We start from the raw sequence: 16,854 nt of genomic DNA, 5'->3' as shown, positions 1-16,854 counted from the left end.
CCTGCCAAACAGTAATCAATGGCAATGCTGCGGGTGATCGTGCAACATTTGCGCACCGCGCAAGCCCCGGGGTCGAGAACTGGCCAACAGAGGGCAGGGCGCCGCTTTATTTTTGAAACTTCAACTTCCAATGGGTCCTAAAACGACATGGCAAACCCGGACGCCCTGAGTCAGCAGCGAGCTTCTAGTCGCCTGCTGCAACCGACCGTCAAATCGCATCTGGCCTACACGCTGCTGTGTGCCTTGGTCATGATGGTCATGTTCAGCCTGCTGCGCGTCGCGCTGCTGGTCTATAACCGCGAAATGATCCTCGATACACCGGCCTCGACCTTTTTCGAGGCGTTCGCCAATGGCCTGCGTTTCGACCTGCGCCTGGTGGTCTACCTCAGCATTCCGCTGATTCTGGCGCTGTTCAGCTCCCGGGCCATGGCCGCTCGCGGGTTCTTCCGTTTCTGGCTGACCATAGCCTCGAGCATCGCGCTGTTCCTCGGCCTGATGGAGATGGATTTCTATCGCGAGTTCCACCAACGCCTTAACGGCCTGGTCTTCCAGTACGTTAAGGAAGACCCGAAAACCGTGATGAGCATGCTCTGGTACGGTTTTCCTGTGGTTCGCTACCTGCTGGCCTGGGCTTTCGGCACGCTGATCCTGACCCTGGCGTTCAAGGGCGCCGATCGGGCGACCCGTCCTCGTGGTCCGTTCAGCGGCGGCAGCATCGGCACGCGTCAGGTTGCCCCGTGGTATGCACGAGGCGTCGTATTCGTGGTTTGCCTGCTGGTCTGCGTGGTCGCGGCTCGTGGCACCCTGCGTCAAGGCCCGCCATTGCGTTGGGGTGACGTCTACACCACCGACTCGAACTTCGCCAACCAGTTGGGCCTCAACGGCACGCTGTCGCTGATCGCGGCGGCCAAGAGCCGGATGTCCGAAGAACGCGACAACATCTGGAAAGCCACACTGGATCAGCCAGTGGCTCAGCAGACCGTCCGCGATATGTTGCTGACCCCGAGCGACAAACTGGTGGATGGCGAAATCGCCGCCGTGCGTCGTAACTTCTCCCCGGCCGCTGACAAAACCCTGCCGATCAAGAACGTGGTTGTGATCCTGATGGAAAGCTTCGCTGGTCATTCGGTGGGCGCGCTGGGTCGTCCGGGTAACGTCACGCCGTACTTCGACAAGCTGGCGAAAGAAGGCCTGCTGTTCGACCGCTTCTTCTCCAACGGCACTCACACCCACCAGGGCATGTTCGCCACCATGGCCTGCTTCCCGAACCTGCCGGGTTTCGAATACCTGATGCAGACCCCGGAAGGCAGCCACAAACTGTCTGGCCTGCCGCAGTTGCTCAGCGCCCGTGACTATGACGATGTGTACGTCTATAACGGCGATTTCGCTTGGGACAATCAGTCGGGCTTTTTCAGCAACCAGGGCATGACCAACTTCATCGGACGTAACGACTTCGTTAACCCGGTGTTCTCCGACCCAACCTGGGGTGTGTCCGACCAGGACATGTTCAACCGTGGTCTGGAAGAGTTGAAAGCTCGCGATGGCAAAGACAAAAAACCGTTCTATGCCTTGCTGCAAACCCTGTCCAACCACACGCCGTACGCCTTGCCGACGCCTTTGCCGGTCGAGCGCGTGACTGACCGTGGCAGCCTCAACGAACATTTGACCGCCATGCGCTACTCCGACTGGGCGCTGGGTCAATTCTTCGAACAGGCGCGTAAAGAGCCGTACTTCAAGGAAACCCTGTTCGTAGTGGTCGGCGACCACGGTTTTGGCAACGAGCAGCAGATCACCGAAATGGACCTGGGCCGCTTCAACGTACCGATGCTGCTGATCGGGCCGGGCGTGCAGGACAAGTTCGGCCAGGTTGACCACACCGTGGGCACACAGATCGATATCGTGCCGACCATCATGGGTCGCATCGGCGGCGACGTGATTCACCAGTGCTGGGGTCGTGACTTGCTGAATTTGCCGGAAGGCGACAAGGGCTTTGGCGTGATCAAGCCTTCGGGCAGCGATCAGACCGTCGCGTTGCTGACGGCGGATCGCGTGCTGGTGCTGCCGAAAGAAATGCCGCCCAAGCTGTATCAGTACGAATTGGGCGCCAATTCGAAAGGCGAAGTGATTCCGGCGTCGGCTGACGAAGCGGCCCTCAAGCAGAAACTCGAGTCGTTCATCCAGACAGCCACCAAGAGCCTGATCGACAACACCGCCGGTGTCGTTGACGGCAAGCCGGACTAGTTTTCGGCGCAATAAAAAAGAGGCCCTTCGAGGGCCTCTTTTTTTGCCTTTTAAAACTTTATATTTTGCCAAGTAACAGCAGAATCAACAGCACCACCAACACCACGCCGATGATACCCGACGGGCCATAACCCCAACTTCTTGAGTGTGGAAAGACCGGCAAACCACCTACCAGCAGGAGAATCAGAATTACGATAAGAATTGTGCCCATGTCTATTTCCTTGTTGGAAGTGTTCTGGAATGACTTTAGCTTTTAACTGTCAGCTGGACTGCAATAAACCCGAGCTGCTTACAAAATCCGACTGTTGCGGGTGTCGGAAAATTCCAAGTTTTTTTAATGTTTTTCGAAGAAAGCCTTATTTCGTTTTTGGCGGCGTTAGTTGATTCACACCCTCCAGCGGTTTGCTCGGACCATTCAGCAATCTGATGGAGCGTGGGTCGCGCAATGTCCTTCGCTACACTCAGGGCATCTTCCCCGGAACAACAAGGCTGTTTGCTATGCAAAATCGCATGATGATCACTGGCGCGGGCTCAGGCCTGGGTCGCGAAATCGCGCTGCGCTGGGCGCGTGAAGGCTGGCAGCTGGCCTTGTCGGATGTCAGCGAGCCCGGTTTGCAAGAAACCCTGAAACAGGTTCGTGAAGTGGGCGGTGACGGTTTTATCCAGCGTTGCGATGTGCGTGATTACAGCCAGCTGACGGCCTTCGCCCAGGCCTGTGAAGAGAAACTGGGTGGCATCGATGTCATCGTCAATAACGCCGGCGTGGCGTCGGGCGGGTTCTTCAGTGAACTGTCCCTGGAAGACTGGGACTGGCAGATCGCAATCAACCTGATGGGCGTGGTCAAGGGCTGCAAGGCCTTCCTGCCGCTGCTGGAAAAAAGCAAAGGCAAGATCATCAACATCGCTTCGATGGCCGCGCTGATGCAAGGCCCTGCGATGAGCAACTACAACGTGGCCAAGGCCGGCGTCGTGGCCTTGTCCGAAAGTCTGCTGGTCGAACTGGCGCAACAGGAAGTGGGCGTGCACGTGGTTTGCCCGTCGTTCTTCCAGACCAATCTGCTGGACTCCTTCCGTGGCCCGACCCCGGCCATGAAAGCCCAGGTCGGCAAGTTACTGGAAAGTTCGCCGATCACCGCGACTGACATTGCCGATTACATCTACGAGCACGTCGCCGCCGGTGAATTCATGATCCTGCCACACGAACAGGGCCGCATGGCCTGGGCTCTGAAGCAGAAAAACCCGCAATTGCTCTACAACGAAATGACCACCATGGCCGACAAAATGCGCGCCAAGGCCAAACAAAACGCAGGCTGAACTTGCCCATGCGCAACACCGTCGTTAGGGTGGCCGCAACCGGCCATCCTCACGAGACGTCTGCATGCTCAATTACTTGTGGTTTTTCCTCGCGGCGCTGTTCGAAATCGGCGGCTGCTTCGCGTTCTGGATGTGGCTGCGCCAAGGTAAAAGCATTTGGTGGGTGATGCCGGCACTGCTCAGCCTGACGTTATTCGCGCTGCTACTGACCCGTGTCGAGGCGACTTACGCCGGTCGCGCCTATGCCGCCTATGGCGGCATTTATATCGTCGCCTCGATCGGCTGGCTGGCGGTGGTCGAGCGGATTCGTCCCCTGGGGTCGGATTGGTTGGGCGTGGCACTGTGCGTGATCGGGGCCAGCGTCATTCTATTCGGCCCGCGTTTCTCCGCTTCTTGAAGCGACATCAAAGGATTTGTAAGACGCTTCCGTAAGGGGGGATGGTCCTGTGCTGTAGGGCAAGACTGAATTGCCGTCGTTGCATTGAAGAGCGGCGTTGCGACGGGCATCTTCAAGGGCCGGTAACCCTGAAGGATGAATGCCATGCTTGTACTCAGTCGCGTTGTGGGCGAGATGATTTCCATCGGTGACAACATTTCAGTGCGCATCATCGCTGTCAACGGAGGCAGTGTGCGCTTCGGTGTCGAAGCGCCACAGAACGTCAATGTGCATCGGGCCGAGGTCTACGAGCGCATCCAGATCAAACTGGCCAAAACCAAAGGACGCTGAGCGCCTCAGTCGAACAGGTGCTTGGGCACATCGTGCTTGAGCATCAACTGGCATTGCTCGCTGTCTGGATCGAAAACAATCAGCGCCTGACCCTTGGTCAAAGCCTGGCGAACGCGCAGAACACGGGTTTCCAACGGCGTGTCGTCACCGTTGTCCGTACCGTCGCGGGTCACGAAATCCTCGATCAGGCGGGTGAGGGTGTCGACTTCAAGTTGGTCGTAGGGAATCAGCATAGGCACCTCGGCTAAACAATGGCGCGATGCTACGGCGAATGATCGGTTGCGGCTAGCCCGTGGCCTCATGGGTGCCTGATCTGACGCCATCGCGGGCAAGCCACGCTCCCACAGGTTTTGCGTCGATCACTATGTCCAAATTGACGCAAAACCTGTGGGACCGGGCTTGCCCGTGATGGCGATCGCCCAAGCGACGCAATACGTGAATCAGCTGTCTGTCCGCTGCCCAACCAGACTATCCACCGACGGCACCCGCGTATCGCTTTCCATCTGCGTGTCATGCTCGATCTGATGACTGAACCGGTCCAGCGAACCCTTCGCCGGCTGAGCATCACTGGCAAATACCGGCGGGCTCAGAATGTAGGCACCGAGCAGGCGACTCAGCGCAGCCAGGCTGTCGATGTGCGTACGTTCATAACCGTGAGTCGCGTCGCAACCGAACGCGAGCAGGGCGGTGCGGATGTCGTGCCCGGCGGTGACCGCCGAATGCGCATCGCTGAAGTAATAGCGAAACAGGTCGCGGCGCACCGGCAACTCGTTTTCACTGGCCAGCCTCAGCAAATGCCTCGACAGGTGATAGTCGTACGGCCCGCCGGAATCCTGCATCGCCACGCTCACTGCGTGTTCACTGGAGTGCTGACCAGGCGCAACTGGCGCAATGTCGATGCCGACGAACTCGCTGACGTCCCAAGGCAGGGCAGCCGCCGCGCCGCTGCCGGTTTCCTCTGTGATGGTGAACAGCGGGTGACAATCGATCATCAATTCTTCACCGCTGTCGATGATCGCTTTCATCGCCGCCAACAGCGCCGCAACGCCGGCCTTGTCATCGAGGTGACGAGCGCTGATATGGCCGCTTTCAGTGAACTCCGGCAACGGGTCGAAGGCGACGAAATCGCCCACGCTGATCCCCAGGGAATCGCAGTCGGCGCGGGTGGCGCAGTAAGCGTCCAGGCGCAATTCGACGTGATCCCAGCTGATCGGCATTTCATCCACGGCGGTGTTGAACGCGTGCCCGGAAGCCATCAGAGGCAGCACGCTGCCGCGAATCACACCGTTGTCGGTGAACAGGCTGACGCGGCTGCCCTCGGCAAAACGGCTGGACCAGCAACCGACGGGGGCGAGGGTCAGGCGGCCGTTGTCTTTCACTGCGCGAACCGCGGCGCCGATGGTGTCGAGGTGAGCGGAAACGGCACGGTCCGGGCTGTTTTTTTTGCCCTTGAGCGTGGCGCGGATCGTGCCGCGCCGGGTCATTTCGAAGGGTATACCCAGCTCTTCCAAGCGTTCGGCGACGTAACGCACGATGGTGTCGGTAAACCCGGTCGGGCTGGGAATGGCGAGCATTTCCAGCAGGACTTTTTGCAGGTAGTTGAGATCTGGTTCCGGGATTTTGCTGGTCATGGAAACTCCTGATGAGTTGAGCGCATCGATGGTTTCGATGAGGAAGAATTTTTGTTGCCTGTCAGGCAGCCATCGCTAGCAGGCTAGCTCCCACAGTTGGAATGCGGTCAAATGTGGGAGCTAGCCTGCTAGCGATGGCGTCTGCCCAGACGACACATGACTAGGAAACAGCCGGCTGACTGTGCGGAAACAACAAGTCCACAAACCGCTCCGCCGTCGGCTGAGGTTCATGGTTGGCCAGCCCGGCGCGTTCGTTGGCTTCGATAAACACATACTCCGGTTGATCCGCGGCAGGCACCATCAGGTCGAGCCCGACCATGGGAATATCCAGCGCCCGCGCAGCCCGTACGGCGGCATCGACCAGGGTCGGATGCAAGATCGCCGTGACATCCTCCAGAACGCCACCGGTATGAAGGTTCGCCGTGCGCCGTACGAACAGATGCTCACCGGCCGGCAAAATGCTGTTGTAGTCATAACCCGCCGCCTGAAGCGTGCGTTCGGTCTCATGGTCCAGCGGGATTTTGCTTTCGCCGCTGGTGGCGGCCTGCCGACGTCGGCTTTGCGCTTCGATCAGTGCGCCGATGGAATGCTGACCATCGCCCACCACTTCGGCGGGGCGACGGATCGCCGCGGCGACCACCTCGAAACCGATCACCACAATCCGCAGATCGAGACCTTCGTGGAAGCTTTCCAGCAGCACGCGGCTGTCGAACTGACGGGCTGACTCGATGGCTTGCTGGACCTCTTCGATACTCCGCAAATCCACCGCGACGCCTTGACCCTGTTCGCCATCCAGTGGCTTGACCACCACCCGCTCGTGCTCGTCGAGAAACGCCAGATTGTCATCAGCGTTGCCGGCCAGTTGCTGCGAGGGCAGGTTCAGACCAGCGGCTTTGAGCACCTTGTGCGTCAGGCTTTTGTCTTGGCACAGGCTCATGCTGATGGCGCTGGTCAGGTCGCTCAGGGATTCGCGGCAACGCACCCGGCGTCCACCATGGCTGAGGGTGAACATCCCGGCGTCGGCGTCATCGATGTGCACATCAATCCCGCGTCGATGGGCTTCCTCGACAATGATCCGCGCATACGGGTTGAAATCTGCTTCCGGGCCGGGGCCAAGGAACAGCGGCTGATTGATGCCGTTTTTGCGCTTGATGGCAAAGGTCGACAGGTTGCGAAAGCCGAGCTTGGCGTAAAGACTTTTCGCCTGCCGGTTGTCGTGCAACACCGACAGGTCGAGGTAACTCAGCCCTCGGCTCATGAAGTGCTCGATCAAATGCCGCACCAGCACTTCACCGACGCCGGGTCGGGAGCAGTGCGGATCGACGGCCAGGCACCACAGGCTGCTGCCGTTCTCCGGATCGTTGAACGCCTTGTGATGATTGAGGCCCATGACGCTGCCAATGATGGCGCCGCTGTCTTCATCTTCGGCCAGCCAATACACCGGGCCGCCCTGATGTCGCGGGGTCAGCAGATTGGAATCGATCGGCAACATGCCGCGCGCCTGATACAGCTGATTGATCGCCTGCCAGTCCGTCTCGCTTTGGGCCCGGCGAATACGAAAGCCGCGGAACACCCGGGTTGACTGACGGTAATCGCTGAACCACAACCGCAAGGTGTCGGAGGGGTCGAGAAACAGCTGCGCCGGTTCCAGCCCCAACACTTGTTGGGGCGCGGCGACGTACAAGGCGATGTCGCGTTCACCGGTCTGCTCGTTGAGCAGTTCCTGGGCCAGGCTCGCCGCATCCGGAAAGGTATGACCGATCAGCAATCGGCCCCAGCCGCAATGCACGGCAATCGGCGCGGCGCCCAGTTCACTGCCGTCTTCGGCCAGCCGCGCCTGCAAGCGTTCGTACGAGGGCGCCTGACCGCGCAACAAGCGTTGGCTATACGCCGTGGCGTGAGGTTTCATCGATCAGATTCCTTGTTCACTGAGCCACAGGTTCAGGGCCGCCAATTGCCACAGCTTGGAGCCGCGCAACGGGGTCAACTGGCCTTGCGGATCGGTCAGCAGGCGGTCGAGCATGGCCGGGTTGAACAGGCCGCGATCCTGGCTTGGATCGAGCAGCAGTTCGCGCACCCAGTTCAGCGTATCGCCTTGCAAATGCTTCAGGCCCGGCACCGGAAAGTAACCTTTCTTACGGTCGATCACTTCACTCGGAATCACCAGTCGCGCGGCTTCTTTCAACACTTGCTTGCCGCCATCCGGCAGTTTGAATTTGCCCGGGACCCGGGCTGACAATTCCACCAGGCGATAGTCGAGAAACGGCGTACGCGCTTCCAGGCCCCAGGCCATGGTCATGTTGTCGACGCGTTTGACCGGGTCGTCCACCAACATGATCGTGCTGTCCAGACGCAGGGCTTTGTCCACCGCCGCATCGGCGCCGGGCTGTGCGAAATGTTCCTTTACGAAGTCACCGGCAGCGTCATTCGCCGTCAGCCATTTCGGTTGCACGGTGGCGGCGTAATCCTCGTAGCTGCGGTCGAAAAATGCATCGCGATAGGCCGTGTACGGATCGGCAGCGCCATCGACTTGCGGATACCAGTGATAACCGGCAAACAACTCATCCGCGCCCTGGCCGCTCTGCACCACTTTGCAATGCTTGGCCACTTCCCTGGACAGCAGATAAAAGGCGATGCAGTCATGGCTGACCATCGGCTCGCTCATGGCGCGGAACGCTGCGGGCAGTTGCTCGATGATCTCGCTCTCATTGATGCGCAGTTGATGGTGCTGGGTGTTGTAGTGCTTGGCGATCAAGTCCGAATACTGGAACTCGTCGCCCCGTTCGCCGCCGGCATCCTGGAAACCGATGGAGAAGGTCGACAGGTTTTCCACGCCGACTTCACGCAACAAGCCCACGAGCATGCTCGAATCGACACCGCCCGAAAGCAGCACGCCGACGTCCACGGCTGCACGTTGACGAATCGCCACCGCGTCGCGGGTGCTGTCGAGTACACGGTCACGCCAGTCTTCGAGCGTCAGATTTATCTCGTCGGCGTGTGGGCCGTAGGGCAGGGTCCACCATGTTTTCTGTTCGGTGGTGCCATCCGCTTCTACGCGCATCCAGGTCGCGGGCGGCAGTTTTTCAATGCCGGCCAGCAGGGTGCGCGGAGCGGGAACCACCGCATGGAAATTCAGGTAGTGATTGAGCGCCACCGGATCAAGGATCGGGTTGATGTCGCCGCCCTTGAGCAGTGCTGGCAACGCCGAGGCAAAACGCAGGCGCTGGCCGGTGCGCGACAGGTACAGCGGCTTCACGCCGAGACGGTCACGGGCGATGAACAGGCGCTTGGCGTCGCGCTCCCAAATGGCGAAGGCGAACATGCCATTGAGTTTCGGCAGCAGCGCTTCGCCCCAGGCGTGGTAGCCCTTGAGCAGCACTTCGGTGTCGCCACCGGAATAGAAGGCATAACCGAGGCTTTCAAGCTCGGTGCGCAGCTCCGGGAAGTTGTAGATCGCGCCGTTGAAGGCCAGGGACAAGCCCAATTGGTTGTCGACCATCGGCTGCGCCGAGCCGTCCGACAAGTCCATGATTTTCAGGCGACGGTGGCCCAGGGCAATTGGCCCCTGGCTGTGAAAGCCCCACGCGTCAGGGCCGCGAGGCGCCAAGTGATGGGTGATTCGTTCAACGGCTGCAAGGTCCGCAGGTTGTTGATCAAAGCGTAACTCGCCAGCTAATCCGCACATAAAGTCCTTACCGGTTTTTCCGTTGGGGAGGGTCAATCGGTACGCGCCAAAACGGCGGGTACTCAGAAACTGACTCCGCACGGTAATAGGAGTTTTAGAACGATAAGTTATAAGCCGGGGTTGCCGGACGAATGGCGGCTGCAGCACAGGTGTGCATTGAAGGGGTGGTAATTATTGATGTGATGCATACGAGTAGCTGCTTGGAAACACGGCGATTCGACCCAGTATTCGAATTATCAATTGCCTGTTGCACTTCATAGACTGAGCATCTCTTACCGCAATAAGGATATTGCTCATGTCAGCCACACCCTCAAAAGCCGCTACGGCGGCCGTGCCAATAACACCCGCGCAACGTCTTGAGGCGCTGCTGGAGCACACCGCAGATCTGGACAAGGCGCAAGTGCTGCAAGCGTCTATTCCTGAATGGTTGGCTACTGCAGATCTGACCGTGGTGCAGGCTTTGAGAGCCGCGTTCGAGCAATCCTTCGTCGTTCAAGGCAAGGCCACAGCGGCGCTTGAGGCGCTCAAGCCGTTGGACGAGTTTTGCAAAGGGCAACTGACCGATCTCCTCAAGCGCAGATGGACAATCGATTTCGACGTCGAGCGGGACACGCTGGAGGTCACCCATATAAGGTACGTGTCGACAGGACTGCTGCCGATCGGCTATCAGAATCAAACACACACACCCTCACGCAATCTGCTGCACATGGCCATGGAAAACTTCACCCAGGAAGAAACCCTGAGCCAGGGTGTTTTCAAGGACTCATCGATACACATCAACAAGATTTCTAAGCCAAGCCCGGAAATAACCCCTGCGAAATTCGCTGCACTGTGCCGCGATCTCGACCTCGGTGCCCGCTATCAGCGCCATGTCAGCGACGCGTTGGCATTGCCGGCCAGGCCCGAAAAAGGTTTGCCTGTCGATGATCGTGCCTCCACTGCCGATATCCGGCGGTTGAAGGTGCTGGACATGCAAGTCGCCCTTCACATGGCCTACCTGAAAAAGGACATCACCCACGCGGCTTATACGATGCTGCTGAGTGTGGTCGAACAGGATGTCCCGGCGGCGCAAACCAGCGACGCATCGTTTGATGGCGGGCCGGTGCTTTGGCAGGGTTTGACGATTCATGACGCCTGCATCTGCGGGGTGCTGGTCTTTACCAGGGTATCCATCGATACCGAGTCTAAGGCCCGATGCGTGGTTTATATGCCGAATGAACCCCGGCGACCCGTGTATGAATACGCCTCGCTGGAGGACTTCAAGGTCTACCTCACCCTCAAATTGCAAAGTACAAGCTACAGGAAGTTTTTCGTCGGGCAGTACCTGTACGGTCACGATAAAACCGGTTTTTTTGCCCAATTCGACAAAAACAGGACATTAGGCACCCTCGTTGCCGCTCCCGCCGATACGTGCCTCGCCGATTTTTTCTTCGGTTCATTCGTCAGCAAGACCCAGCAAGATGCGCGAATCCTGGCGATCCCGACCGAAGATGTCGATGAGCAGCAACGGGAAAAAACCATTCAGATGTTGCAGGATGGAGGCCTTCTGCTGTTGAACGCGGCCGCTTTTTTCGTACCCGTGATCGGCCAATTGATGCTGGTGACGGCCGTGGTCGACATCGTCAGCGAGGTGTACGAAGGTGTGGCTGACTGGACGCGTGGTGAACGAACCAAGGCGTTGACGCACTTGCTGAATGTTGTCGAAAACGTCGCACAAATGGCGGCGTTTGCGGCGGGCAGCAAAATCATCTCGCAAGCCGTCAGCAGGGGCGTGAAAGAACAGGCGGCATTCTTCGACGGTTTCGAGGCGGTGAATCGCCCTGATGGCAAAGCAAGACTATGGAGGACCGACCTCGAACCTTACAAACAATCCACCACACTGGCTGGCGACGTGCAGCCAGATTCGCAAGGGTTGTACCGGCATGCCGGGCAGACTTCGATCGTCATGGACGGGGCTCGCTATCAAGTCACCCGCAATGCTGAGGGGGCGGCCTGGACCATCAAGCATCCCTTACGCAATGACGCATTTCAGCCTGCCGTCGAACGAAACGTTGAGGGTGGCTGGCGGCATGTCTATGAATACGCGCACGAGTGGCGCGACGGTGCTTATTCATTGGTACGCACGGATCAACGGTTGAGCGAGCTCGGCAGTGACCTTGACGCGATTGCCGAAATCACCGGCATGACGCCTGACAAGTTGCACCATTTGCATGAACGCAATTTCAAGTTACCGCAGCGTCTGAATGACTGTGTCGAGCGCTTCAAGATAGACCAGCGCATCACCAGGATGGTCACCGCGATGGAGCGGGCAGAGACCGCGAACACAGCGTTTGTCCAGGAGCAACTGCATACCTTGCCCAGGTTGCAAGGCTGGCCGGCAGAGCGCTTCATTGAAGTGAGCGACGACGAAAACCTGATCGTGTCCCGCTTCCCCGAGACCGCCCCGCACGATGATGATGGCGTCAACAGTGTGCCCATCAGCCAGGCGCAACTGGATGCGGGGCAACTGCTCGATACCGTCATCGATGGGCTTTACCCAAGTGAAGTCGAAGGCATCATCGGTCGCACGACAACGGGGTCGAAAGCGTCGCTGTTGGCCAAGGAGATCGCGACAAGCCTCAGGAGCAATCGGCAGCCGCTCTATGAATGGCTCTATAAATCCTATGACGGCACGGCTCCCGGTGACGTTGCGACACTGCGCGAACACGCCACTGATCTTCCCACTCGCATGTGTCAGGAGTTGCTTGAAAACGCCTCTGGCAGAGATCGCAGCTTTCTGCATGACCGCAAGATCCCCGGCGTGGATCTCGCCCGGCAGGTCAGCGAGGCACAGGCAGCAATACGGCAGGACCGGGCACTCATGGGGTTGCACCGTCCGCTACTGGCCAGTGCCGACACCGACAAACTGGCGCTCGGGCTGATGAATCGGGTGCAAGGCTGGGACGACGGCTATCGACTTGAAGTACGACAGGGCTCAGTGACCGGTACCTTGCTGGACAGTGTGGGCGAAACTGACGCGCCGACGCGCGGGGTCATCGTCAAGAAGACCGCTGGCTATCAGGTCACCCACAACAACGGCAATGAGCCCTCCACCGTGACGAGCGACACGCTGCTTGAGTCGATACTTGACGTATTGCCTGCCACCCAACGCAACCGCATGGGTTTCACGAACAACGAATCATTGGATATCCCCACACTGCGCTCACGGCTGCTGAGGGTTGCCATCGGCGATCCGGCGCTGACCGGGCGGGTGCTACGGGGGGAACACAGCGAGACGCCGAAATACCTTTCTGCCTGTGTCCAGGCGGATCCTCCCATTACGAACCCTTATGCAAGGGGCCTGATTCGTAAAGTCAAAAAACTCTATCCGCTGTTCACGGACGCCCAGATTTCGTCGTTTCTCGATGATGCCGGAAATACCCAAATGGAGCGGGTGAATCGAATAAGGGAACTGGAGCAACAACTGAAGAAACTACGCGGCGTGCTGCACACCTGGCGTGACGATGAAGTGCAAATGAAGACGTTGCCGGGCCAACTCAACGATATCCGTGTGAGTCGTCGTCAGGTGGCCAATACCATCGAAAACTGCTGGCGTCGGATCTCGCATCCGCGTTGGCCTCAAGATCAGCCCGTTACAGCGCTCACACTGGAGCGCAGCCCGGTGGGCCCGTTGCCGACACTGACAGAACAGGATGTCGCACATGTGCGCAGCCTTTCAATCAAGGATATGCAGGCCGGAGACGAGCTGGTGTATTTCCTCAAACCGTTCAAAGGGCTGGTCACGCTGGAACTGGAGCGCAATCAACTCACACGATTGCCTGAGGTGTTGTCGCATATGCCCAGGCTCGAGCACTTGCGGTTGGACGGTAATCAGATACAGCTGACCGAGCACACATTGCGCAAACTGGCGGACATGCGCAATCTGCGCACGCTGGGGCTCAGCGGCAATCGTTTGGGGGCCACAATCGATGTCAGCAAAATGCTTGATCTGCAAACGCTGCTGTTGCGCGATACTCATGCAACCGAACTGCCTGTCGGTCTTTACCGTCCGCCGTATCTTGAGTTGGTGGACCTGAAAGGTAACCAGATTCGCGAGTTGCCAGATTGGTTGTTCCAGGCCCCTCGACGATTCGCGCGAACGATGAATCTAACGAATAACCCTGTCTCCGAGGCGAGTCTGACCAAGCTGAAGGCTTACCGTGACAATATGGGCACTGGCATGGGCCTGCTGGAAGATGAAACCGCGGTGCTCACTGAGCTAAGGGCTCGAGACCTGTGGATGCCCACTCCGCTCGAAGGGAGCTATGCCTGTCGTAACCGTGCATGGTTGGCACTGAAGAACGAACCCGATTCGAAAGAGTTCTTTGAATTGCTGGCAGCCGTCGGAGACACGGCGGATAGCCGCTTTGTGCGCGAGGACATGACCCGGCGGGTCTGGGACGTCATTCAGGCGGCTGAGAGGGATTCTGAGTTGCGCGCTCGATTGCTGACGATGGCGGTAAAAGGCAATTGCGATGATGCCGCAGCGACGATTTTCGGAAATCTTGAGGTAGCAGTCGAGCTTGATACGTTGGTTCGGCAGGCGGGGAATTCCCATGATGAGGCCGCCCGGTTATTAAGTCTGGCGCGGCGCCTGTTCCGCCAGGATTATCTTGCGAAGCTCGCTGAAGAACATGTTGTAAATGCCAAAATCAAGCTTGATCCGGTGGAAGTCGAACTGGCCTACCGCACCGGTCTGGCTGAAAAACTCAATCTTGTCGGCCAGCCCAGGCATATGCGCTATGCAGCGCTTGGAGGCGTGACGCCGGGAAACCTGAATACGGCAATCAACAAGGTCTTAGCCGCGGAGCTTTCGCATGAATTGCTCGATGACCTGAGTAGACGATCGTTCTGGGTCGAATTTTTGCGACAACGTCATCAAAAGCAATTCACCGACCTGGTTGCGCCTTTCCACGTGCGGATGGCGACGGCCTTTGAAAGCCAGGCAACGCTTGGCGTGCAATACCGCTCAGTGGTCGATGGCATCGCCGATGAACTGAATAAGGCCGAGACCGATTTGTTGAAGCGTCTCACCGAGGCGGCCATGAAGGCTGACGAAGCAAGGACTTGCTTTGCACTGGATTGAACGCCTCAGGCCTTGCCGCGTATCAAACGACGCAACCTGAAACGGTTGGGATGGCACGCCTCGGCCACGGCTCTGGGCAATGGCAGCGGTTCGTTGTCGAGCCAGGCTGCCAGCAACTCGCCTGACAACGGCGCGGTGATCAGTCCTCGCGAACCGTGGCCGCTGTTGACGTACAGACCGTCCAGCCATGGACAAGGGATGTCCGGTGTTTGCCGGGCGTCCTTGCTCAAGGCGATGTAGGCGTCGGCGAATGCCCGGCTGTCAGCCAAGGGGCCGACAATCGGCAGGTAATCAGGGCTGGTGCAGCGAAACGCCGCGCGACCTTCGAGTGCCTCGGGCCGCAAGGCGTCTGCGCCGAGTCGAGCGACCAGGTCCACCGAGATTTCTTCGAGCATTTGCAGGTTGCCCGCATGCTCGGCAGCGGTGGGCGTCAGGTCATCGTTGTTGAAATCGAAACTTGCGCCCAGGGTGTGCTCACCCAGACGGGCCGGCGCGACATAACCTTCGGCACACACCACGGTGCTCAGGCTCTGGCTTGCAGGAGTCTGCGGCAGGCGAGTGATCTGTCCGCGAATACGTTTGAGCGGCAGATCGCTGCTGAAGTCGAAACGCTTGATCTCGGCAGCGCCGGCCAGCACCACCACCGGTGCGTCGGCCAGCAACCGGTCGCCATCCCACGCTTGCCATTGACCCTCCACGCGACGCAGTTCCAGGACATCGTGATGGGTCAAGAGTTGGATATTCGGATGCGTTGCTTGCCATGCGCACAGGGCGGGCGGGTGCACCCAACCGCCGTCGGGGTAAAACAGGCCACCTGACTGCAGTGCGATACCGGCGCGAATCTCGGCGTGTTCCCGATCGAGGGTGTGCAGCAAGTCCTCGGGAAATGCCGCCGCCAGTTGTGCCTGACGTTCGGCTTCCTTGGCGTTGAAGGCCAGTTGCAGCACGCCGCAATCGTCCCAGTCGACGCTGCGTTGCAAATGCTCCAGCAGGCGCCGGGTGTGGCCGAAACCACTGACAATCAGCTGTGACAATGCGGTGCCATGGGCCGACAGCTTGAGGTACAACACGCCTTGCGGATTGCCCGAAGCTTCCTGCGCGATACCGTCTTGTCGTTCCAGCAGACTCACCTGCCAACCCCGCATGGCGAGACTGGCGGCCGTGGCGCAACCGGCCAGACCGGCGCCGATCACCAAGGCTCGACGCTCGCCAGAGAGCGGGGCCGGACGCGCAAACCAGGGTTTCGCCACGACAGGCGCAGGTGTTTCTTCAGGCCAGCCAAGAAACACCCCGCGCAGGATTTCCCATTTGTGACCGATGCCGGGCGTGCGCTTCATCTTGAAGCCCGCCGCGTTCAGCAAACGGCGTACCCAACCTGTGCTGGTGAAGGTGCTGATGGTCGAGCCGGGCGCCGCCAGCCGCGCCAGTTCGGCAAACAGTTCGGCGGTCCACATGTCGGGGTTTTTCGCCGGGGCGAAACCGTCGAGAAACCAAGCGTCAATCTGTGCGTCCAGTTGCGGCAGTTGTTCCAGCGCATCGCCGATCAACAAGGTCAGAGTGACGCGACCGTTGTCCAGAACCAGGCGCTGGAAGCCTTGATGAATCGCCACGTACTGCGCCAGCAATTGATCGGCAAACGGCTTGAGCTCCGGCCACAACGCCAAGGCTCGCTGCAAGTCTGGCTGGCTCAGCGGGTATTTTTCCACGCTGACAAAATGCAGCCGCGCACCGGCCACAGCGTGCTGTTCGAACAACTGCCAGGTGCAGAGGAAGTTGAGTCCGGTGCCAAAACCGGTTTCGCCAATGACCAGCCGACCGCCATCCGGCAACTCGGCAAAGCGTTCACGCAAACCGTTTTGTTCGAGGAATACGTAGCGGGTTTCTTCAAGGCCTGACTTGTCCGAAAAGTAGACGTCGTCGAACACTCGCGAATACGGGCGACCCTGGTCGTCCCAGTCGAGTTGGGCGTGAGGCAATACAGGTTTCATGGCAGACTCGGCAACGGCAAGGCGGCCATTCTAGCTGATCGACGTGGCGATGCTTGCACGACCGCCGACTCGCAGAAAATCCTGTAGCAGCTGCCGAGGCACGAGGCTGCGTTGCGTGTCCGCAGGACCGCCCTAGAGGGCCG

The 16,854-nt window shown here is 59.0% G+C and carries 11 protein-coding genes; 5 read left to right on the top strand and 6 right to left on the bottom strand.

Going from position 1 to position 16,854, the window contains the following annotated elements; all coding sequences use genetic code 11:
• Positions 1-147 precede the first annotated feature (147 nt).
• Entirely contained in the window at positions 148-2,241 is a 2,094-nt protein-coding gene (locus tag ACA060_RS20765) for an LTA synthase family protein (protein WP_497312901.1), read from the top strand.
• 58 nt (positions 2,242-2,299) lie between these two features.
• On the opposite strand, the gene ACA060_RS20760 is transcribed toward ACA060_RS20765, so the two are convergent.
• Positions 2,300-2,458, bottom strand: a complete 159-nt coding sequence (locus tag ACA060_RS20760) for a DUF3309 family protein (RefSeq protein ID WP_169858239.1) — start codon at positions 2,456-2,458, stop codon at positions 2,300-2,302.
• A 281-nt stretch (positions 2,459-2,739) separates the two neighbouring features.
• On the opposite strand from ACA060_RS20760, the gene ACA060_RS20755 reads away from it, so the two are divergent.
• The 3 genes from ACA060_RS20755 (at position 2,740) to csrA (ending at position 4,282) form a co-directional block, all read left to right on the top strand.
• Positions 2,740-3,555 carry an SDR family oxidoreductase gene (locus tag ACA060_RS20755; protein WP_497312899.1) on the top strand — a complete coding sequence of 272 codons (816 nt, stop codon included), beginning with the start codon at positions 2,740-2,742 and terminating at the stop codon, positions 3,553-3,555.
• A 64-nt stretch (positions 3,556-3,619) separates the two neighbouring features.
• Positions 3,620-3,952 carry a YnfA family protein gene (locus tag ACA060_RS20750; RefSeq protein WP_109633773.1) on the top strand — a complete coding sequence of 111 codons (333 nt, stop codon included), beginning with the start codon at positions 3,620-3,622 and terminating at the stop codon, positions 3,950-3,952.
• A gap of 144 nt (positions 3,953-4,096) precedes the next feature.
• A complete protein-coding gene (csrA, locus tag ACA060_RS20745; protein WP_109633771.1) occupies positions 4,097-4,282 on the top strand; it encodes a carbon storage regulator CsrA in 186 nt (61 codons plus the stop codon).
• 5 nt (positions 4,283-4,287) lie between these two features.
• Here csrA and ACA060_RS20740 read toward each other — a convergent pair whose 3' ends face one another.
• From ACA060_RS20740 to ACA060_RS20725, 4 genes are all read right to left on the bottom strand, one after another.
• A complete protein-coding gene (locus tag ACA060_RS20740; RefSeq protein WP_010461751.1) occupies positions 4,288-4,515 on the bottom strand; it encodes a YheU family protein in 228 nt (75 codons plus the stop codon).
• 207 nt (positions 4,516-4,722) lie between these two features.
• Positions 4,723-5,913 (bottom strand): osmoprotectant NAGGN system M42 family peptidase, encoded by a 1,191-nt coding sequence (locus ACA060_RS20735; RefSeq protein ID WP_109633769.1) that lies wholly within the window; start codon positions 5,911-5,913, stop codon positions 4,723-4,725.
• Positions 5,914-6,073: 160 nt separating this feature from the next.
• Positions 6,074-7,822: an N-acetylglutaminylglutamine synthetase gene (gene ngg / locus ACA060_RS20730; protein ID WP_497312896.1), complete on the bottom strand. Its 1,749-nt coding sequence runs from the start codon at positions 7,820-7,822 to the stop codon at positions 6,074-6,076.
• Positions 7,823-7,825: 3 nt separating this feature from the next.
• Positions 7,826-9,598 (bottom strand): N-acetylglutaminylglutamine amidotransferase, encoded by a 1,773-nt coding sequence (locus ACA060_RS20725; protein WP_497312894.1) that lies wholly within the window; start codon positions 9,596-9,598, stop codon positions 7,826-7,828.
• Between the two features lie 295 nt (positions 9,599-9,893).
• On the opposite strand from ACA060_RS20725, the gene ACA060_RS20720 reads away from it, so the two are divergent.
• Entirely contained in the window at positions 9,894-14,723 is a 4,830-nt protein-coding gene (locus ACA060_RS20720; RefSeq protein ID WP_497312892.1) for an NEL-type E3 ubiquitin ligase domain-containing protein, read from the top strand.
• A 5-nt stretch (positions 14,724-14,728) separates the two neighbouring features.
• On the opposite strand, the gene mnmC is transcribed toward ACA060_RS20720, so the two are convergent.
• Positions 14,729-16,711: a bifunctional tRNA (5-methylaminomethyl-2-thiouridine)(34)-methyltransferase MnmC2/FAD-dependent 5-carboxymethylaminomethyl-2-thiouridine(34) oxidoreductase MnmC1 gene (gene mnmC, locus ACA060_RS20715; RefSeq protein ID WP_497312890.1), complete on the bottom strand. Its 1,983-nt coding sequence runs from the start codon at positions 16,709-16,711 to the stop codon at positions 14,729-14,731.
• Positions 16,712-16,854: the final 143 nt, after the last annotated feature.

This window comes from Pseudomonas sp. LBUM1671 (assembly GCF_059695685.1).
This window is presented reverse-complemented; position numbering and strand designations above follow the sequence as displayed.